The 19,779-nt window shown below is 68.2% G+C and carries 14 protein-coding genes, 1 tRNA gene and 1 riboswitch; of the genes, 9 read left to right on the top strand and 6 right to left on the bottom strand.

Annotated features, from left to right (window positions below; genetic code table 11):
* The first annotated feature begins 80 nt into the window (after nt 1-80).
* The 3 genes from WC815_04430 (at nt 81) to WC815_04420 (ending at nt 3,873) form a co-directional block, all read left to right on the top strand.
* Nucleotides 81-884 carry a hypothetical protein gene (locus tag WC815_04430; GenBank protein ID MFA5908005.1) on the top strand — a complete coding sequence of 268 codons (804 nt, stop codon included), beginning with the start codon at nt 81-83 and terminating at the stop codon, nt 882-884.
* Nucleotides 885-945: 61 nt separating this feature from the next.
* Nucleotides 946-2,742: a hypothetical protein gene (locus tag WC815_04425; protein MFA5908004.1), complete on the top strand. Its 1,797-nt coding sequence runs from the start codon at nt 946-948 to the stop codon at nt 2,740-2,742.
* Between the two features lie 36 nt (nt 2,743-2,778).
* Nucleotides 2,779-3,873, top strand: coding sequence for a tetratricopeptide repeat protein (locus tag WC815_04420; GenBank protein ID MFA5908003.1), 1,095 nt, complete (start codon nt 2,779-2,781; stop codon nt 3,871-3,873).
* A gap of 47 nt (nt 3,874-3,920) precedes the next feature.
* On the opposite strand, the gene ilvA is transcribed toward WC815_04420, so the two are convergent.
* Together ilvA and WC815_04410 are read right to left on the bottom strand one after the other, a co-directional pair.
* Entirely contained in the window at nt 3,921-5,474 is a 1,554-nt protein-coding gene (gene ilvA / locus WC815_04415; protein MFA5908002.1) for a threonine ammonia-lyase, biosynthetic, read from the bottom strand.
* Nucleotides 5,471-7,921 (bottom strand): aspartate kinase, encoded by a 2,451-nt coding sequence (locus WC815_04410; protein MFA5908001.1) that lies wholly within the window; start codon nt 7,919-7,921, stop codon nt 5,471-5,473. Before WC815_04410 ends, ilvA begins: the two co-directional genes overlap by 4 nt.
* Nucleotides 7,922-8,300: 379 nt before the next feature.
* Between WC815_04410 and WC815_04405 the strand changes: the two genes are divergently transcribed.
* Complete coding sequence (locus tag WC815_04405) at nt 8,301-9,881, top strand: serine/threonine-protein kinase (GenBank protein ID MFA5908000.1); 1,581 nt, start codon at nt 8,301-8,303, stop codon at nt 9,879-9,881.
* A gap of 49 nt (nt 9,882-9,930) precedes the next feature.
* Nucleotides 9,931-12,405 carry a DUF5916 domain-containing protein gene (locus tag WC815_04400; protein ID MFA5907999.1) on the top strand — a complete coding sequence of 825 codons (2,475 nt, stop codon included), beginning with the start codon at nt 9,931-9,933 and terminating at the stop codon, nt 12,403-12,405.
* Here WC815_04400 and WC815_04395 read toward each other — a convergent pair.
* Together WC815_04395 and WC815_04390 are read right to left on the bottom strand one after the other, a co-directional pair.
* The gene (locus WC815_04395; protein MFA5907998.1) at nt 12,402-12,965 is read right to left on the bottom strand and encodes a hypothetical protein; all 564 of its coding nucleotides are present in this window, start codon (nt 12,963-12,965) and stop codon (nt 12,402-12,404) included. The two genes, WC815_04400 and WC815_04395, sit on opposite strands and share 4 nt — an antisense overlap.
* Before the next feature lie 77 nt (nt 12,966-13,042).
* Nucleotides 13,043-13,183: a hypothetical protein gene (locus WC815_04390; protein MFA5907997.1), complete on the bottom strand. Its 141-nt coding sequence runs from the start codon at nt 13,181-13,183 to the stop codon at nt 13,043-13,045.
* 143 nt (nt 13,184-13,326) lie between these two features.
* Between WC815_04390 and WC815_04385 the strand changes: the two genes are divergently transcribed.
* Nucleotides 13,327-13,403, top strand: a tRNA-Pro gene (locus tag WC815_04385).
* Nucleotides 13,404-13,425: 22 nt separating this feature from the next.
* Here the strand turns inward: WC815_04385 and argH are convergent.
* Nucleotides 13,426-14,904 (bottom strand): argininosuccinate lyase, encoded by a 1,479-nt coding sequence (argH, locus tag WC815_04380; protein ID MFA5907996.1) that lies wholly within the window; start codon nt 14,902-14,904, stop codon nt 13,426-13,428.
* 25 nt (nt 14,905-14,929) lie between these two features.
* Complete coding sequence (locus WC815_04375; GenBank protein ID MFA5907995.1) at nt 14,930-16,525, bottom strand: M1 family metallopeptidase; 1,596 nt, start codon at nt 16,523-16,525, stop codon at nt 14,930-14,932.
* A 79-nt stretch (nt 16,526-16,604) separates the two neighbouring features.
* Nucleotides 16,605-16,707, top strand: a riboswitch (SAM riboswitch).
* 2 nt (nt 16,708-16,709) lie between these two features.
* Between WC815_04375 and WC815_04370 the strand changes: the two genes are divergently transcribed.
* From WC815_04370 to WC815_04360, 3 genes are all read left to right on the top strand, one after another.
* Nucleotides 16,710-17,540, top strand: coding sequence for a hypothetical protein (locus WC815_04370; protein MFA5907994.1), 831 nt, complete (start codon nt 16,710-16,712; stop codon nt 17,538-17,540).
* Complete coding sequence (locus WC815_04365; GenBank protein MFA5907993.1) at nt 17,537-18,727, top strand: cystathionine gamma-synthase; 1,191 nt, start codon at nt 17,537-17,539, stop codon at nt 18,725-18,727. Before WC815_04370 ends, WC815_04365 begins: the two co-directional genes overlap by 4 nt.
* Before the next feature lie 63 nt (nt 18,728-18,790).
* Nucleotides 18,791-19,774, top strand: a complete 984-nt coding sequence (locus tag WC815_04360; protein MFA5907992.1) for an NAD-dependent epimerase/dehydratase family protein — start codon at nt 18,791-18,793, stop codon at nt 19,772-19,774.
* Nucleotides 19,775-19,779: the final 5 nt, after the last annotated feature.

Below are 19,779 nucleotides of genomic sequence, written 5' to 3'. Positions count from 1 at the left end.
TCCTGCCGTTTCTCACGGGCGCGGGTTCCGGCCGGGCAACATCGGCACGACGCTTGCTACGTAAGCCAGCGAGGCAATTCATGAAAGCACAGATATCTCTCGTCGCGCTGGCCGCCTGCGTCTTGTCGAGCGGGCTCGTGCTGGCGTGCAACACTCGCGCGGAAGCCATTGAGGAAATTCCGACCGGAACCGAGGTCACCGTGGTGACCCAGGACGGCACCCTCGTGCGCGGAAAGATTGCCAAGGTCAATCCCGAGGCGGTGACGCTCACCGGCGAGCGGCCCGAGACCACCACGCAAGTGGCGCGGACCAGCATCAAGGAAGTGACGCGCGTGACCGCGAAGGCCGACCCGGCCCCGGCACGCGTGCGCACCATCACCATTCCCGAAAACACCGTGCTCGACGTCACGCTCGAGACGTCGCTCGCCTCGGACACCAGCCACGCCGAAGACGCGGTGCGCGGCACGCTCGATTCGCCTGTCGTGATCGACGAGGTCACCGCAATCCCGAGCGGCAGCACGCTGACCGGTCACGTGACCGGCGCCAAGGAGTCGGGCAAGATCAAGGGTCGCGCCGAACTCGGGCTGCGGTTCGACCGTGTCTCGGTGGGGTCAGTGACCTACGACATCTCCACCAAGCCGCTCTACTACGTGGCCGAAGGCACCAAGAAAGATGATGCCCTGAAGATTGGCATCGGCGCCGCGGCCGGCGCGGTGATCGGCGCGATCACCGGCGGCAAGAAGGGCGCGGCCATCGGCACGGCCGTCGGCGCCGGCGGCGGCACCGCGGTGGTGCTCGCGACTGACGGCGACGAGATTCGCCTCGCCTCCGGACGCCAGTTGAAAGTGTCACTGACAGACCCGCTAGTCATCCGCACCAGATAACCGCCTGACCGCGCGGAGGCCATCACTTGGCCTCCGCCGCGCGCCCCTGTCATGATGGGGCGTGCCCGTGACGCCCCTCGACGACTACACCCACCGCAAGGCCGAGCGCGAGCAGGTCGTCGCCGCCCGCACGCGCGCACACGTCCGACTCGGTAACGCCAAGGTCGCGATCTTCATCGCCGTGCTCGCCTACTGGGCGGTGACCCTCAACGGCGTCTCCCATTCCGCCTTCTACGCCGCCGCCGTCGCCAGCTTCATCGCGCTCTCGATCTGGCACGAGCTGGTGATGCGGGCGCTGGCGCGCGCGCAGGCCGCCGTCACGTTCTACGCCGACGGCATCGCGCGGGTCGAAGACCGCTGGACGCGGATTGGCCAGGCTGGTGAGCGCTTCCGCAACGGCGATCACCCGTACGCCGACGACCTCGACGTGTTCGGCGCCGGCAGCCTCTTTCAACTGCTGTCGGGCGCGCGCACGCCGATGGGGGAGGACCGCCTGGCGGCCTGGCTCTCGGTGCCTGCCGAACCTGCCGAAATTCGGGCGCGGCAGGCGCGCGTAGCGGGGCTGCGGCCTCAGACCGATCTGCGGGAGCGCATCGCGGTGGTCAACGCGGATCACCGGCGACGGCTGATGCCGGAGCGCCTGATTGAGTGGGCCGAGGCGCCGCCGGCGGTCGCTCGCGCGGTCAGGCCGATCGTGCTGCTCGCGGCGCTGGCGTTCGCCGCCGCCGTGGTCAACGCGCTGATGGGCGGCCGGGCGTTTCCGCTGGCGATCCTGGCGGTGGTCAACCTCGCCCTGCTGTGGTGGTTGATGAAGCGGTCGGAGGCCGTCGTGGAGGGATTGTCGTCGGCGACGATGTCGGCGGGCCTCGATGTGCTGTCGAAGGTGATTGCCGAAATCGAGGGCGCGTCGTTCGCAGACCCGGCGCTCGCCGGGCTGGTGGCCCGCCTCACGGGCGGCTCGCCTGCCGATTCGGCGTCGCGCGGTATTGCGCGGCTGGCGCGCGTCTCCGACTGGGTTGATTCGCGGCACAACGTGTTTGCGCGGCTGCTCGAGATCCCGCTGCTGTTCACGGTGCAAGTGGCGTTCAGCGCCGAAGCGTGGAAGGCGCGCCATGGCTCCCGCCTGCGCGACTGGGTTGACGTGGTGGGCGAGATGGAAGCGCTGCTGTCACTGGCGGGCTATTCCTTCGAACACCCCGCGGATCCGTTCCCCGAGATCATCGAGCACGCCGACGGCGCGATCTACGAGGCGGTGGAGGTGGCGCATCCGTTGCTGCCCACGCACACGGCCGTTCGCAACACCGTGACGCTCGGCCGCGACGATCGCGTGCTGATCGTGAGCGGCTCGAACATGTCCGGGAAGAGCACCCTGATGCGCACCATGGGCTTGAACGCCGTGCTGGCGCTGGCCGGTGCGCCGGTGCGCGCCGAGCGGGTGCGAATTACGCCGCTCGGCCTTGGCACCTGTTTGCGGCACACCGACTCGCTGCTCGAGGGGCGTTCGGGCTTCTTCACCGAGGTGCTGCGGATCCGCCAGGTGTGCAACCTGCTCGAAGGCTCCCTGCCGGTGCTGTTCCTGTTCGACGAGCTGCTGAGCGGCACCAACTCAAAGGACCGGCGCACCGCGGCGGAAGGGCTGGTGCGGATGATGGTCGCCCGCCGGGCCATCGGCATGGTCACGACCCACGACCTGGCGCTGACCGAGATTGCCGCGCTCATCCCCGGCGAGGTCCGCAACGTCCATCTGCAGGATCACGTGGAAGACGGCCAGATGCGCTTCGATTACAAGCTGCGGGACGGCATCATTACCCACAGCAACGCGCTGGAATTGATGCGGATGATCGGGCTTGATGTGTAGATGCTCCCGGGAGGCCCGTCTGTCTATAATCACCTCGTGACCGCGCCCCGTCTGGCCTTGGCGATCCTTCTGGTCCTTTCGGTCCAGTCGTCAGCCATGGCGCAAACCAGCCCGAAGGCGGCGATGCTCGAGCAGGAGGCCTGGAGCGCGCTCACTGCCGGCAAGGCCGCGGCCGCCGAGCAGGCGTTCCGTGAGGCCATCACCCTCGATCCCAAGAATGCCCGGCTCCACATGGGCCTCGGCACCGCGGCGTTCGTGCTTCGCCGCGACGCCGACGCCAAGGCATCCCTTGAACAGGCGCTGGCGCTGTCGCCGACGCTGACGCGCGCCCGCGCGCAACTGGCGCAGGTGGCCAAGCGGCAGGGTGACATCCAGGAAGCCATCCGGCTCTACGAGCAGGTGGCGACCGAGGTCCCGGATGACGCCGGCGTGCGCGACACCCTGGAGCGATGGAAGCGGGAGTTCGATCTGCACGAGCGGATGCGGCTCACCGTTGGCGATCACTTCACGGTGAGGTTCGAAGGCCCGGAAGACGCGGCCCTGGCGGCCAGGGCACTCGAGTCACTCGACCGCGCGTTCTGGCGCATCTCGGATGTGTTCGGGACGTTCCCGACCAAGACCGTGCCGGTGGTGCTCTACAGCGGCGAGCAGTTCCGCGACATCACGCGGTCGCCGCAGTGGGCCGCCGGCGCCTTCGACGGCACCATCCGCGTGCCGATGCGCGGTGCGATCGAACAGGGCGAGGACCTCGACCGGGTGCTGGCCCACGAGTTTGCCCACGCGCTGATTCGATCGCTGGCCACGCGCAACCTGCCGACGTGGCTGAACGAAGGCCTCGCGTCGGTGCTCGAGAGCGACAGCCTGGGCTGGGCGGAAGACCGGGTCAGCAAGGCGGCGAGCGTGCCGTCGCTCACGGTCCTGTCAGGAGCGTTCAGCAAGTTGAGCGGCGCGGAAGCCCAGGTCGCCTATGCGGCCAGCGCGCTGGCCGCGCGACGGCTGCTCGACGAAGCCGGCGGGGCCGCCGTGGCCAACCTGCTGCGCGATCTCGGCGAGGGCATCGACTTCGAGACCGCGTTCCTGCACCGCATCCAGAAGTCGTTCGCCGACTTCCAGGCGTCGCTCGGAATGTAGCGTCCGGCTTCAGCCGGACCCTCACGCCACGCGCCGGGTCGGGTTCGTCATCCCGGGTGAGTGGCAGTAGCGGACAGGCCTCCAGGCCGCGCGAGAAACAAGTCATACGCCCTGTTGGTCTCCTCGCGTTGATGGAAGTAGCCGAGTGTGCGCAGGAACTGCGCGAAGGCCTCGGCGTCGTCCGCGGGCACCTCGAAGCCGGCGAGCACGCGGCCGAAGTCGGACCCGTGGTTGCGGTAGTGGAACAGGCTGATGTTCCAGCGGCCGCCGAGCCGTTCCAGGAACTCCATCAGCGCGCCCGGGCGCTCGGGAAACTCGAAGCGATACAACCGCTCGTTGGCCACGTCGGCCGATCGTCCGCCCACCATGTAGCGGATGTGCAGCGTCGCCACTTCGTCGTCCGTCAGGTCCACGGTGCGATAGCCCTGGCCCTCGAGCCGGGCCGCCAGCTCGATGGCGGCCTGGCGTGACGGCGTCGCAATGCCGACGAAAATGTGGGCCTCGTCGCGGCCGCTCAGGCGGTAATTGAATTCGGTGACGACCCGCCGGCCGAGCGTGGCGCAGAATTCGTGGAAGGCGCCCGGCCGCTCCGGAATGGTGACGCCGAACAGCGCCTCGCGCGCCTCTCCGGCATCGGCCCGTTCGGCCACGAAGCGCAGGCGATCGAAGTTCATGTTGGCGCCGCTCAACACGGCGACCAAGCCTTGCCCGGTGGTCCCGGTTCGCGCGACCCAGGATTGCAGGCCGGCCACCGACAGCGCCCCGGCGGGCTCCATCAGCGAGCGGGTGTCGTCGAAGACGTCCTTGATGGCGCCGCAGATCTCGTCGTTGGTGACGCGCACGATCTCGTCGACATGCGCCTGCACGATGGGGAAGGTGAGCGCGCCGACTTCGCGGACCGCGACCCCGTCGGCAAAGATGCCCACGCGATCCAGTGCGACGCGCTTGCCCGCCTCGAGCGATCGGTACATCGCGTCGGCTTCGTACGGTTCCACGCCCACGATCCTGATGTCGGGCCGCACCGCCTTCACATAGCTGGCAATGCCGGCGATCAGCCCGCCGCCGCCCACGGGAACGAAGATCGCGGCCACGTCGCGCGAGCCGTGGCCGAGAATCTCCATGCCGATCGTGCCCTGTCCGGCGATCACCAACGGGTCGTCGAAAGCGGGGATCGGGACGCGGCCGGTGGCGGCCGCCAGTGCCTCGCAGCGTGCCGAAGCGTCCGCGTAGGTGTCGCCGGCCAGCTCCACCTCCGCCCCGAGATCGCGCACCGCGTTGACCTTGATCTCGGGCGTGGTCTGGGGCATCACGATCAGCGCGCTGGTGCCCAGGTGCCGCGCCGAGAACGCCACGCCCTGGGCGTGGTTGCCGGCGCTGGCCGCAATCACGCCGCGCGTGCGCTCGGCGTCGGTCAAGTGCGCCATGCGGTTGTAGGCGCCGCGCAGCTTGTAAGTGAAGATGGGCTGCTGGTCCTCCCGCTTCAGGAACACGTGGTTGCCGGTGCGCTGCGACAGCCGCCGGGCCGGATCGAGCGGCGTCGCCCTGGCCACGTCGTAGACGCGGCTGGTCAGGATCAGGCGGAGCATGGCGTCGGTGGTCATGGCGTGCCGAGCGAGTAGATGTCGTTGAGGATGCCTGCCGCGGTCACATCCGCGCCGGCGCCCGGTCCGCTGATCACCAGCGGCTCGCGCTGATATCGCCGCGAGTGGAACGTGATCAGGTTGCGCGTGCCGCCGGCCGCGCCCATCGGGCTCGAGGCCGCCACTGCCATGAGTCCGGCCGTCACCTTCCGCGCCGTGGCCGACACGACATATCGCAATACCCGGCCCTTTGCGGCCTCTGACGCCACCCGCGCCTTCCACGCCGCATCGAGCGCGGGGAGGCGGTCGAGGAACGCCTTGAGCGAGAGTGCCGCGTACGGCCGCGGCACCAGGTCGTCCGGCACCGGCGCGTCCCCGCGATAGCCGAGCATGCGCGCGAGGATGAGCCCCTTGCGCGCCGCATCGCGGCCCGACAGGTCGTCGCGCGGATCCGGCTCCGCATAGCCGCGATCCATGGCCTCGCGGACCGCCTCCGAAAACGGCCGGCCCGCCGACACCTCCGACAGCACGAACATCAAGGTGCCGCTGACGCAGCCCTCGATGTGGAGGACGCGGTCGCCGGTCTCATCGAGCTTGCGGAAGGTGTCGATGATGGGCAGCCCGGCGCCGACCGTTGCCTCGAATCGGACGCGCCGGCCTGATTGGGCGGAGGCGGTGACGAGCCGGTCGTAGGCCTCGCGCGATCCGGCGAGCGGCTTCTTGTTGGCGAGCACCACGTCGAAGCCGCGGTCGATCGCGGTCTGCAGGAGGGGGCCGGTGTCGTCGCTGGTCACATCCACGATCACCGGGTGCGAGACGGCGTGGGCCGCCATCACCGACAGCGCCTCTGCCGCCGACGCCTGGTGGCCGCCGAGCGACGCCAGCAGGGCGCCGGCGTCCTTGTCGCGGGCCAGGCGCAGCAGCCGCGTGCGGGACAAGCCGCGCGAGTCGAACACGTAGCCGGAGCGGTCGAGCAGCCCGACAATCCGGATGTCGCCGGCCGTCTTCGTCGCGATCTGATCGGACAGCGCACGGCCGACGCGGCCGAAGCCCAGCAGGACGACATCGGTGTGCGGCTTGGTGAGCGGCCGCCCGCCGCCAATCTTCGACAGCTGAAACGCCGCGTGCACGCGGCGCGCGGCCTCGGCCGCATCGGCGCTCGCCACCACGAACGAGATGTTAAGCTCCGACGAACCCTGGGCGATGGCCACCACGTTGATGCCGCCGCTCTCGAGGGCCGCGAACACCCGCGCCGAGATGCCCGGCGTGCCGACCATGCCGTCACCAACCACCGCGACCACCGACATGTGCGGACGCGCCGTGACCCCGTCGATCAAGCCCTGCTCGAGCTCGTGCTTGAACGCCTGCCGCAACCGGCGCACCGCGCGGTCGGCCTGCGACTCTGGCACGGTGAAGCCAATCGAGCTTTCGGACGACGCCTGGAAGATGGTCGAAACCGACAGGCCCTCCGCGTCCACCGCGGTGAACGTCCGCGCGGCAATGCCGTGCACGCCGACCATGCCCTTGCCGGCCACCGTGATCACCGCCTGCGCGGGAAGCATCGCGAGCGCCTTGACCGGATAGCCCTTGAGCGCCTGCCGCGCCGACACTTCGGTGCCCGGCAGTTCGGGGTGAATGAACGAGCGCACGTGCAGCGCGATGGTGGTGCCGGCAATGGGGATGAGCGCGCGCGGGTGCAGCACCTTGGCGCCGTAGTGCGCCACTTCGGCGGCCTCGCGATGGTGCAGTTGCGGGATGAGCCGCGCGTCCGGGACCATCCGCGGATCCGCGGTGAGAATGCCCGGCACGTCCTTCCACAACACCACCTGGCGCGCGCCCAGCGACCGGGCCAGCAGCGTCGCCGTGAGGTCCGAGCCGCCGCGGCCCAGCGTGGTCAGGCTGCCGTCGGTCGCGCGGCCGATGTAACCGGGCACGACCACGATGGTGTTGGCCGCGATGAGGGGGGAGAGCACCTTCCGCGCGCGCGTGCGGGTCTCGTCCAGCTTCGGCGTGGCGCCGCCATGTTCATCGTCGGTGCTCACCACGTCGAGGGCGTCAACGTAGACGGCGCGGCGCTTGAGGCGGGCGATCGCGGCGGCCAGCAACTGCGCCGACATCCGCTCGCCACGGGCCACCAGCATGTCCTGCACCCGCGGCGGCAGGTAGCCCAGCACGTCAACCGCGGCGCAGACGTCGCGGTACTCCTGCGCCGAGGCGTCCACTTTTTGCAGGATCGCCCGTAGCGAAGGCCCGCGGCCAAGCACGGCCAGCGCCGCCTGATGGTGCTTGCGGCGAAAAGTCTTCCCAGCGGTGGGCGTGGCCTGCAGCAGCAGGTCGGTGACGCCGGCGAGTGCTGACGCCACCACCACGAGCGGTCCACGGTGGGCCGCGATCTGCGCCGCGGCCTTCTGGATGGCACGTCCATCCGCGAGCGACGCGCCGCCGAACTTCCAGACTTCGAGCTTCATCTAGTGAACTGTCCCTTCGACTTCACGCGGGGCCGTTCCGTAGGAACGGCCCGAGAACGCTGGTTGAGCGCCGGTGACCGTACTTTCAAGATCGTTGATACGCTCCACTGAACATCCCCTTGAAAAGCAAGAGGGCCATCACCCTTGCGGATGATGGCCCCTGTATCAGGCCTGGTGAACGGAGGCTCACCTCATCCGCTGGATGCCGCTCCAGTAATGGACATAGTCGTGCACGTAATCGTGGGACGAGTGGCGGCCGACGGTGCGATCAACATGAGCTGGGCATAGACTACACCATGCGTTCGTGGGTCGGCATTGCCTTTTTGTGCACCGGGTGGGGTCGTCGCGCCCGCCTGGCCCGGCGACGGGCGTCGTCCCGATGAATCCCAAGGTTGTCGCCCGGCGGCTGCCGACGCCGCACACGCCGCCCAGCGGCCAGTCGTCCGTCTCCATGCCGGACGATGTGGTGTCCGAACAGGTGCGGCGCATCGTGCTGTTCAGCGGCGTGAGCGCGTTCATGTGGTCGTTCGGCCTCGTGATGGACGGATTCGTGCTGCCCGCGACTGTCGGCATTACGCCCTCCCCGTGGGGTCTTGCGATCGAGGCGGTCGCCGTGACCCTGACGCTGGCCGCCTTCCTCTTCCTGCGCTTCGTCCACATGACGGCGCACGCGAAGTGCGGCGCCGGCCTGTGGATGCTCCTGCTCAATGCGTCGCTGATTTCCTTCCTCGAGATCTGGAATATCGACATGATCGCGCACGCCATAGGCCATCCGTCGTGGATCGCGATCCTCATCCTGTCGTCGGCGATGATCATGCCGAGCACGCCGAGGCGGACCCTGGTCGGTTCGTTGATTGCCGCGGCGATGGGGCCCGCCGCCATGTGGATCGCGCATTTGAGCGGCCTGCCCGCGCCTCCCGTGGCCACGACCCTGGTGCTGTATCTGCCGAACGTCATCTGGGCCGTCGTCGCGACCTTGCCATCGGCCATGTTTCAGCGCATGGGCCGGCAGCTGCGCGAAGCCCGCGAGCTGGGCAACTACGAGCTGATCGAGCTGTTGGGCGAAGGCGGCATGGGCTCGGTGTGGCGCGCGCGGCACCGGATGCTGGCCCGCGACGCCGCCGTGAAGCTGGTGCGGCCCGAGGCCATGGGCGACACCGAGCCGGCCGCGCAAGCCCAGCTCCGGCGGTTCGAGCGCGAGGCGCAGGCCACCGCGTTGCTCACATCGCCGCATTCGATTCGCCTGTTCGACTACGGCGCGGCGGATGACGGGAGCTTCTACTACGTGATGGAACTGCTCGAGGGGCGCGATCTCGAGTCGCTGGTCAGGCAGTTTGGACCGCTGCCCGCCGAACGGGTGATGTATCTGCTCGAACAGGTGTGCCACTCGCTGGCCGAGGCACACGATCGCGGGCTGGTGCACCGCGACGTCAAGCCGGCGAACATCTTCTTGTGCCGCATGGGCCGCGACTTCGACGTCGTGAAGGTGTTGGACTTCGGCCTGGTCCAGTTCCGCAAGGCCGATCCGGCGCTGGCCGTGACCGAAACGCTGATCACCGCCCAGAACTTGATCGGGACCCCGGCATACATGGCGCCGGAAGTGATCCTCGGCCGGCACGACGTGGACCGCCGCGCCGACGTGTATGCCATCGGCTGCGTGGCCTTCTACCTGCTCACCGGGACCCGCGTGTTCCCGGACGGCACCCAGATGCAGGCGCTGATCGATCACGTGCACGCGGCGCCGGTGGCGCCGTCGGCGCGGCTGCAGGGCAGCCTGCCGCGCGAGGTGGACGACCTGATCCTGTCGTGCCTGCGCAAGGACCCCGCCGAACGCCCGCAGGATGCCGGCGAACTGCTGGCTTCCATCAGGCAGTCCCAGCTGTCCCGCGGCTGGTCGAACGACCACGCCCGCGCCTGGTGGACGGCCAGGCTCCCGGAACTGGCCGGCCCTCTTGCGTAGCACTTCAGACCGAGCGTTGAGTTTTGGTGTCTAAAGCCGAAGACCATCGATGATGCCTCGACTTCATTACGCCCGGCCTGTCGGACTGCTGCTCCTGATGCTCTGGCTGGCCCTCGCCCGTCCTGCATTCGCACAGGGGCCGGCGAGGCCTGGCGAACCGCCGGTTCCCGAGAAGGCCGGGAAAGAACTGGAGGCCTACTACGTGGGCGACCGGGCGCCACGCATCGACGGCCACCTGGACGACGAGATCTGGGCCCAGGCCGACGCCATCGACGACATGGTGCAGAACGACCCCGACAACATGACCCCGCCGACGGAGCGGACGCTCGTCAAGGTGGCGTACGACGACCGCTCGATCTTCGTCGGGGTGGTCAATTACATGAAGGACCCGTCGAAGGTGACGACGGCTCTCGGCCGGCGCGACACCAATCCTCGCAGCGACCAGATCAGGATCAGTTTCGACCCGCGACACGATCACCTCACCGCTTACACCTTCGAATCGAATCCCTCCGGCGTCCAGAGCGACATGAGCTGGTTCGACGACAGCCGTTCGAGCAGCGACTACGACGCGGTGTGGGAGGTGCGCACGCAGCGGACCGCTGAAGGCTGGACCGCCGAATTCCGGATCCCGTTCTCGCAGATGCGCTTCAGCCTGCCCGATGCGGAGGCGGTGGTCTGGGGCTTCAACATCCGCCGCGACATCGTCGGCCGGGCCGAGGTCGATCGGTGGGTGGCGACGCCCCGCGGCGCGCAGGGCTTTGTCTCGCGGTTCGGCCACCTCACATTCGCGAAGGCGCCGGCGCCGCCGCGGCGCCTGGAGGTGCAGCCCTTCCTGCTGGGCCGGCAGGAACACGTCACCGACGCGGGGTATGGCCGCGACTTGTCCGGTGGCATCGATTTCCGGATGGGCCTCGGGACCTCGACCAACCTGTCGGCGGCAGTAAACCCCGACTTCGGCCAGGTGGAGCAGGACCCGGCGGTGCTGAACCTCAGCGTGTTCGAAACCTTCTTCCCGGAGAAGCGCCCGTTCTTCATTGAAGACAGCCGCTCGCTGGTGGCGTCGTATGGCCAGATGCCGATGTTCCACTCCCGCCGCATCGGCCAGCGCCCCGGCCGCTTCGCCGTGCCGGAGGGGGAGACGGTGATCGAGCGGCCCGATGCCACCACCATTCTCGGCGCCACCAAGGTCACGGGGAAGGCGCGGGGCTGGTCGTACGGCGGCCTCACGGCCCTGACCGATCGCGAATACGCCGTCGTGGAATCGACGGCGGCCGGCAGCGACCGCACGGTCCGCGGCGAGCGGCTGATCGAGCCGTACACCTCGTATAACGTCGGCCGCATCCAGAAGGATCTGGGCGGTGGCTCCACGGTGGGCGGGACGGGGACGGCCGTTCTTCGCGAGCAGGATCTCGACGCCTACACCGGCGCCATCGACTACACGGTGCGCTGGGCGAAGAACCGGTACAACTGGAACGGCCAGTGGGCGACGACGCGGGCACCGATCAGCGGCGTCATGCAGACCGGCTTTGGCGGTGTCACCAACCTCAACTACAGCGGCAAGCACCTGGGTATGTTCGGGCGCTACGAATACTTCGATCGCGACTTCCGCAACGCCGACCTGGGGTTCTTCTTCGGGCGGAACAACAAGACGCTGATCAACGCCGGCTTCAACCTCGGCCAGCCCGACCCGACGAGGTACTTCCGCAGCGCCACGTTGTTCTCGAACGTCTTCACCCAGTTCAACGGCGACCGGCTGGCGCTCGACAAGAGCCTGTTCGTCGGGGGAGAGATCCAGTTCCTGAATTACTGGCACGTCTTTGTCGGCACCAGCCGGACACTGCAGACCTACGACGATCTCGACACGCGCGGTGGCCCACCCATCGTCAAACCCGCCGGCTGGTTCCTGAACGGGTTTGTCGGCAGCGATTCGCGCAAGCGGCTGCGAGGGTCGGTCGGCACGAACCTGTCTGGCAACGAGGCGCACGGCTGGAGCCGCGGTGTCAACGCCGACCTTCGCTACCAGCCGGTGCCGCAACTGCAGACGACGCTCAGCGCCCAATACAACTTCGCGGAGGACGCCGCGCAATGGATCACGAACGAGGACGTGACCGGCGACGGCGAGATCGACCACGTCTATGGCCGCCTGCACCGCAACGTGGTCAGCGTGACGGCCCGCTCGACCTACGCGTTCACGCGCGACATGACCCTCGAGGTCTACCTGCAGCCGTTCGTCGCCGCCGGTGACTACACCGACATCCGCCGGCTGGCCCGGCCCAAGTCGTACGACTTCGAGCCGGCGGCCGTGAGCGACAATCCTGACTTCAACCGCAAGTCACTGCGCAGCAACGTGGTGTTCCGCTGGGAATACAAGCGGGGCAGCACGGTGTATCTGGTTTGGAACGTCTCCAACAGCGACAGCGCCCGGCCGGGGGAGTTCTCCGCGTTCCGCGACCTGCGCACCGGCTTCGGCGCCGCCGGCACGCAAGTCTTCATGGTCAAGTTGAACTACTGGCTCGGGCTTTAGCGATCCTGCCGGGAGGGCACTCCGGGTCGGGAGGGCACCTCGGGTCGGGATGATGCCGCGCCGTGGAGAGGTTCCGCTCGTAGTTCCGACCGCACCTGGCGCTCCACAATCCTGGCGGCGCGGGTCTCGAAGAAATCCTGGCCGCTGAGGAGCCGGTGGCCCGACGCCTGATACAAGCGCCGCACCGCGTCGAGGTCGTGCGCGTCGGAGGCGGCGAGCTCGCAGGCGTGCTGCAGCTCGTGGCCGAGGATGGCCGCCCGCGCCTCCGGGCGCAGGTCGGTGGCCAGCGAGATGCGCACGTACCGATACCCGCCGCGGCTCGTCACGAACCGCATGGTTCCGCTGACGCCCATTGGCAGCTGGCGGGACGACTCGATGTGCACGATCAGGTTCGAACCCTCCAGCCGGCGGATCAGATCACGGACCAGCGGCGAGCCGGCAACGGCCTGCTCGAGCGTGTCGGCGGCGAGCGGATCGAGCGGGCGCGGCGTCCGCCGCGATTGGGCCGACACCTCGGCCGCCATCAATAGATACACGAACACCAGGAACCACGACTTCACGGGCCACCTCGAGAAATGGATCGACATCCACGCGGCGCAGGGCGCCGGCGGCATTCACGGACTAACGGTTGTGGGGATTACTGCTGCTGCGACTGCTGGAGCAGGCAGCGCTGAATCTGGAGACAGACGGGGGCGAACTGCTGGCGCGGCGTGCGGCGGGCGGAGGCGGAGGCGAAGGCGAATGCGAGTGTCGACGAACCAGGGTGCGAACTGTCCATGTGCGCCATCGTACGCAACCGCGCGCGCAGATTCAACGCATGAGCGAGTTGCATCCAAGAAACCGGCCCTTTTGGGCGCGGCGGTAGCGAACCGGGATGGTAAGCATGATTGGTGGCCGGCCGGGCTACAATAGGGCCTGGTCCGGGGCGTGGCTCAGCCTGGTAGAGCGTCCGCTTTGGGAGCGGAATGTCGCTGGTTCGAATCCAGTCGCCCCGACCATTCTCCTTCTCTCGATCCACGCCTATTTCGCTTTCCGGCTCGAGAGCCACTGTTGAATCTCGGCGAGCTGCGCGCTCACGGCGTCGGGATTGGTGGACTGCGGCGTCCGCTTGGCGCGCACCGAGGCCTGCGCCGTCACCACCTTCATCACGCCGTCGCCGAACGCCGGATGATACGCCTTCCACTCCGCGGGTGTCAGCGTCTCGAATTCCTTGCCGTCGGCCAGCATCTTGCGGACCATGCCGCCCACCACTTCGTGCGCGGTCCGGAACGCAATGCCCTGGGCCACGAGGTAGTCGGCCACGTCGGTCGACAGCAGGAAGCCGGACGCCCCACGCGTGGTGCGGGCGCGATCGAGCGTCAGTGTCCGCACCACCACCGCAGCCGCGCCGGCGGAGCCCATCAGCGTGTCTTCGGTGTCGAACAGCGCTTCCTTGTCTTCCTGCAGATCCTTGTTGTAGCCGCTCGGCAGGCTCTTCATGGTGGCCAGCCAGCCGGTGAGGTTGCCGATGGCGCGCCCGGCCTTGCCGCGCACCAGTTCCATCGGGTCCGGGTTCTTCTTCTGCGGCATCAGGCTGCTGCCCGTGGCGACGGCGTCGGAGAGCACGAAGAAGCCGAATTCCTCGCCGGTGAACAGGACCACGTCTTCGGCCAGGCGGCTCAGGTGCACCATGGCGAGCGCCGAGGCATGCAGGAAGCTGCTGACGTAGTCGCGGTCCGACGTGGCGTCGATGCTGTTGGCCACCACCTTCGAGAAACCGAGCTTGGCGGCGAGAAACGCGGTGTCGACGGCGTAGTTGGTGCCGGCAATCGCGCCGGCGCCGAGCGGCATGGCGTCGGCCTCGGCGCGCACCACGGTAAAGCGCTCCACGTCACGCCGCAGCGCCGCGGCATGGGCGAGCAGGTAGTGCGCCACCGTCACCGGCTGCGCGCGCCGCACATGCGTGTACGACGGCATCACCGCGTCGCCTGCGGATGCCGCTTGCGTGACCAGCGCGTCGATCACCGCGACCAGGGTCTGCTGGATGTCCGGGATGCGGCGGCGCACGTAGAGGCGCATGTCGACGCCGACCTGGTCGTTGCGGGACCGGCCGGTGTGCAGCTTGCGCCCCGGCTCGCCGATGCGCTCGATCAGCACGCGCTCCACGAACGAGTGGACGTCTTCGTCCGCACCGGACAGGAACGCCGCGTCGGCGCGGCCGCGCTCGAGGATGGCGGAGAGGCCGCGTTGAATGGCCTGCGCTTCCGCCGGCGTCAGCACGTTGGCGCGGGCCAGCGCTTCCGCCCACGCCATGCTGCCGGTCACGTCGTCTTCGAAGATGCGCTTGTCGAAGCCGAACGAGGCGCCCCAGGCGAGCAGCGCCTTGTTGGGCTCGACGTCGAAACGGCCCGACCACAGCGGCTTGGCCGTGTCTTGGGCGACGGCGTCTGCCGCAGGAAGGACGGTCGCCAGCGCAAGCAGGGCAACGAAAAGGAGGTGGCGTCGAGTGCGTGCGGGCATAAGCATTCTCCGTGAGGAGTGTAGCTTACGGGCGCTTGGAAAAAGATCCGGCGTCGTGCAGGAGCCAGGTCGCGGGATCGACGGTCACCGAGGCCGGCTGGCCGTCCACCGCGAAGATCATCGTCGCCGTCCTGGCGGCCATCTCGACCCGTTCGATTCTTGGCAGCGCGCCTGGCGTGGCCGTGACCCCGATGTCCACATTCAGGCGATACGGGTCGGCAACCTGGGCTTGCGTCAGTGTCACTTCGACCTGCTTCTTCGCCGCGTCGTAACGCCACGACCCTTCGAGCTTCGGCACGCCGGGCCGCGTCAGCCACTGCGCGAAGAACCAGTCGAGCGGCTTGCCCGACACCTGCTCGAACACGGTTCGCAACTCCGCCGTTGACGCGTTCTGGTTCTGGTAGCGCCGGTAGTACTCGCGCATGCCGGTCCAGAAGGCCTCGGTGCCGACCTCGGCGCGCAGCATGTGCAGGACCCAGCCGCCCTTCTGGTAGACCAGGCTGTTGAGCACCTTCTTCATGTCGTCGAGGTTGCGATGGACCACCGGAGTGTCGGGCAGCTTCTGTTCGAGCGCGAGCACCTGGTCGCGGCTGCGCGTCAGGCCGTCGACGAAGGCGTCGCGGCCTTCGTCGTGTTCCGTGAACAGCAGCGCGAAGTAGGTGGCGAACCCCTCGCTCAGCCAGACGTCGTTCCAATCGCGCTCGGTCACCGCGTTGCCAAACCACTGGTGCGCGATCTCGTGCACGACGGGCGCGCGGCCGGCGGCCACGTCTTTCTCGCCGTAGAAGATGGCGCTGGCTTGTTCCATGCCGCCGTTGACGCCCGCCGCCTGGACGTTGGCAAGCTTCTCGTACGGGTAGGGGCCGACGTGATCGACGAAGAACGTCATGGCGCGGCGTGAGAGTTCCTCGAACGTGACGAGGCCGGTGGCGCGATCCTGCGGGAACACCCAGGTCTGCAGGGGCACGCCTGTCACGGTGCCCGCATGGTGGGACGTGAAGCGCGCGACGCCAAGCGCGTAGAGCCACGACGAAATCGGCACCGATTGCTTCCAGTGCGTCCGGCGCAGGCCGCCGGGCAGATCGATCTCTTCGATCAGCAACCCATTCGAGACCACCTGGTAGTGGGCCGGGGCCGTGACGATGAACTCACCGGTGGCCTTGTCGTAGGGATGATCGATCATCGGCAGCCACTGGCGAGCGAGGTTCGGCCAGTTCTTGCTGAACACGGTCCGCTCGCCGTGGATGTTGGCGCCCAGCCGCAGGCCGTCCGCGGGCACGCCCTTGTAGCTGACCGTGAAGGTGAACTCCTGGCCGGCCTTCGACGGCGCCGGCAGCGTGACCGACAAGCGGTCCCTGGCGTGGGTGAAGGGCAGCGGCCCAACCGACGCGACGGTCATCCCCTTGCCCGCGCTCGCGGACGCGAGATCGAGCACCACCTCGCGCACGCCGTCGGCCGTGAACTTCACCGTCACCGAGGCGTCGCCGGCAATCTCGTCGGACGCATCACCGAGTGAGAGCCGGAAGACGTAGTGGATGGCGTCCACGCCCGCCTGGCGTGGGTAGGTATCGGCGCCCGCGACGGCGGGGATCACGAGGAGTGCCAGCAAGAGACGTCTCATGAGGCGGCAATTATCGCTGACGCTTGACATCAATCAGCACATCGACATACATTGATTAGGTCTTGCCCGCGCGGCAGGACGGTTATCGAGAGTGGCTGAGGGAACGGGCCCGCAGACGCCACAGCAACCTGGCTGCAAGAGCCGTGGTGCTAACTCCCGCCCCCTTGGGGGAGAGATGAGGGTCGTGGCGATTCAATCACTGTTGGACGAGTGCGAAACGGACGTGTCGGGCTCCCGAATCACGGATCCCGGCGTGTCCTTCTGCCACGTGGCCACGGCCGCGTCGGTCGCGCTGCTTCTGGACGCTGTCGCATCCCAGCCGCTTGTTGCCTCGGTGGACCGCCTGCTGGCCATCGTGGGGGATCCGTCGCGTGACCTCGACGGTGGGGACGCGGCCGGCAAGCTGGCGCTGCTGATCACGGCGCTCGGATGGGGCGGCCTGGCGCAGGCCGCTCTGGATGTCAGCGGCCTCCGTGGTGCGACCCCTGATGACCAGCTCGCCGCCACCGCGAACGGCGGCACGCTCAAGCACGTGGCTTTCGCCGAGCGCGACGATTCGGGCGTCCGCGCGTTTGCCGGTCCCGCGTTTCTGCCGGTGACCGACCCTCTCGCCATCGTCGGCGGCGCGCTCCACGCCATTCGACTCGACGGCAAGTACGTGACGACCGCACTCGTCAGCGGCCCCGGCGCCGGGCCGGCGAGGGTGGCGAGACTGGCGGCGCCGACGTCCCCAGTGACGCCATGGTTCGTTCGCGCGACCTTTCCGGGCGTGGTGCCCTCAGATGCCGCGATAGCCAGCCTGGTCAACACCGCGGGGCTCAACGTTGTCGGCATCGCCGCCGGTCCGCCGGGGCGCTCGCGCTGGCTGCTGGTCGGCCCCCAGACGCGGGCGGCCGTCGCCGCCGCCGTCGCGCGCCTCCGCCACACCCATCGCGTGGACGCCGTCCCATTCCGCCGAATGGTCAGCACCCAAGCACCCCAGCACCCACGCACTCAAGCACCTGGAGACCTATGAGATTCGCGACCCGCGCCATTCACGCTGCTCAACCGAGCGACCCATCAACGGGCGCCCTGATTGCGCCGATCTACCAGACCTCGACCTACGAGCAGGAGAGCCCCGGCGTCAATCGTGGCTTCGACTACTCGCGCACGAACAACCCGACGCGGCAGCGCCTTGAAGACGTGCTCGCTGAACTCGAGGGCGTGCGACACTGCGCGGTGTTCGCGTCGGGACTGGCCGCCGAGCACGCCGTGCTGCAGGCGTACCTGCGTCCTCGTGACGAGGTGATCGTCCCGATCGACGTCTACGGCGGTACCTATCGACTGCTCAATCGCGTCTTCGCCGGGTTCGAGCTCGCCGTCACGCCGGTTGACACCACCAACCTGGACGCGGTCGCCGCGGCCATCACCACGAAGACGCGGCTGGTGTGGCTGGAGACGCCGACCAATCCGCGCCTGCTGGTGTCGGACATTCACGCCATTGCCGGACTGGCGCACGCCAGGGGCGCGCTCGTGGTCGTGGACAACACCTTCGCCACGCCCGTGTTCCAGCAACCCTTCGCGCTCGGCGCCGACCTCGTCGTCCACAGCGTGACGAAATACCTCGCCGGGCACTCCGATCTGATCCAGGGCGCCGTGCTGGCGCGCGATGCCGCGGTGTTCGAGCCGGTGAAGTTCCTGCAGAATGCGATTGGCGCCGTACCGGCGCCGCTGGACTGCTGGCTGACGCTGCGCGGCCTGAAGACCCTCGAATTACGTGTGCAACGCCATGCCGAGAACGCCGGGCGCATCGCCGAGGCGCTGACGTCACACCCGGCAGTGAGGCGCGTCTATTACCCGGGGCTCGCGGACCATCCAGGGCATCACGTGGCGAAGCAGCAGATGACGGGCTTCGGCGGCATGCTGTCGTTTGAACTCGAGGGCACGGTCGATGACGTGACGGCGTTTGTGTCTTCCCGCCGCTTCTTCACCCTGGGGGAGAGCCTGGGTGGGGTGAAGTCGCTGGTGTGCCATCCGGCGCGGATGACGCACGCGTCCATCCCGGCCGATCAGCGCGCGGCCCTGGGCTTGTCAGACACGCTCATCCGGCTGTCGCCGGGCATCGAGCATGCGGAGGATTTGATCGCGGATCTGGTTGAGGGTTTGGGAGCCGTGGGGAATACGGAAGTTCCGACCGGTGTCGCGTTGGTGGGGGTTGAATAGAGGCCTCTGAGTTCCCCGGCGTCCTCCATGGCCGGAGTTGACGCGTAGTAAGCTGTGCCGGGGATGGCGAAATACTTCGTCACGGGCGCAACCGGTTTCATCGGCGGAGAGATCGTCAAGCAGTTGATCGGGCGCGGCCACAAGGTGGTGGCGCTGGTTCGCTCGCCTGAGAAGGCCGGCATGCTCAAGGCGCTCGGCGTGGAGATGCACGCCGGCGACATCACCAATCGCGACACGCTGCGGGCGCCCATGGAGGGCGCCGACGGCGTGTTTCACATGGCGGCCTGGTACAAGGTCGGCGTCCACGAACCCCTGGCCGACCAGATCAACGTCGATGGCACCCGCAACGTGCTGAAGACCATGCGCACGCTGCAGATTCCGCGCGGCGTCTACACGAGCACCGTGGCGGTGTTCTCCGATACCAAGGGCGCCGTTCCCGACGAGACCTATCGCTACGACGGCTCCCACCTCAGTGATTACGACCGCACCAAGTGGATCGCGCACTACCGGGTGGCGGTGCCGAGGATGGAGGCGGGGCTGCCGCTCATGATCGTCATGCCGGGCCTGGTCTACGGCCCCGGTGATACGAGCGGCGTGCACACCGCGCTGGTGGACTTGCTCCGCGGCCGCCTGCCGATGACGCCAGCCCGCACCGCCTTCTGCTGGGCGCACGTCGAAGATACCGCCCGCGGGCACATCCTGGCGATGGAGAAGGGCACGCCGGGCGAGACCTACATCATCACCGGCCCCCAACACACCTTCGAGTACGTGTTCGATGTGGCGGCGAAGCTCGCGCACGTGCGCGCGCCGCTCCTGCACCCCGGGCCGAGGACCATGCGCAGCATGGCCGCGCTCATGAAGCTGGTTGGGCGCTTCGCCAACCTGCCGCCGTCGCTGACGCCCGAGGCGTTGCGCGTGCTGGCCGGCACGACGTATTTCGGATCCAACGCCAAGGCCGTGCGCGAGCTGGGTTTCACGGCCCGGCCGATTGAAGAAGGGTTGGCGCAGACGCTCGAACACGAGCTTCGCGCCCTTGGCCGCGCCTGAAAGTG

The organism is Vicinamibacterales bacterium (genome assembly GCA_041659285.1).
Taxonomy (GTDB): domain Bacteria; phylum Acidobacteriota; class Vicinamibacteria; order Vicinamibacterales; family UBA2999; genus 12-FULL-67-14b.
This window is presented reverse-complemented; position numbering and strand designations above follow the sequence as displayed.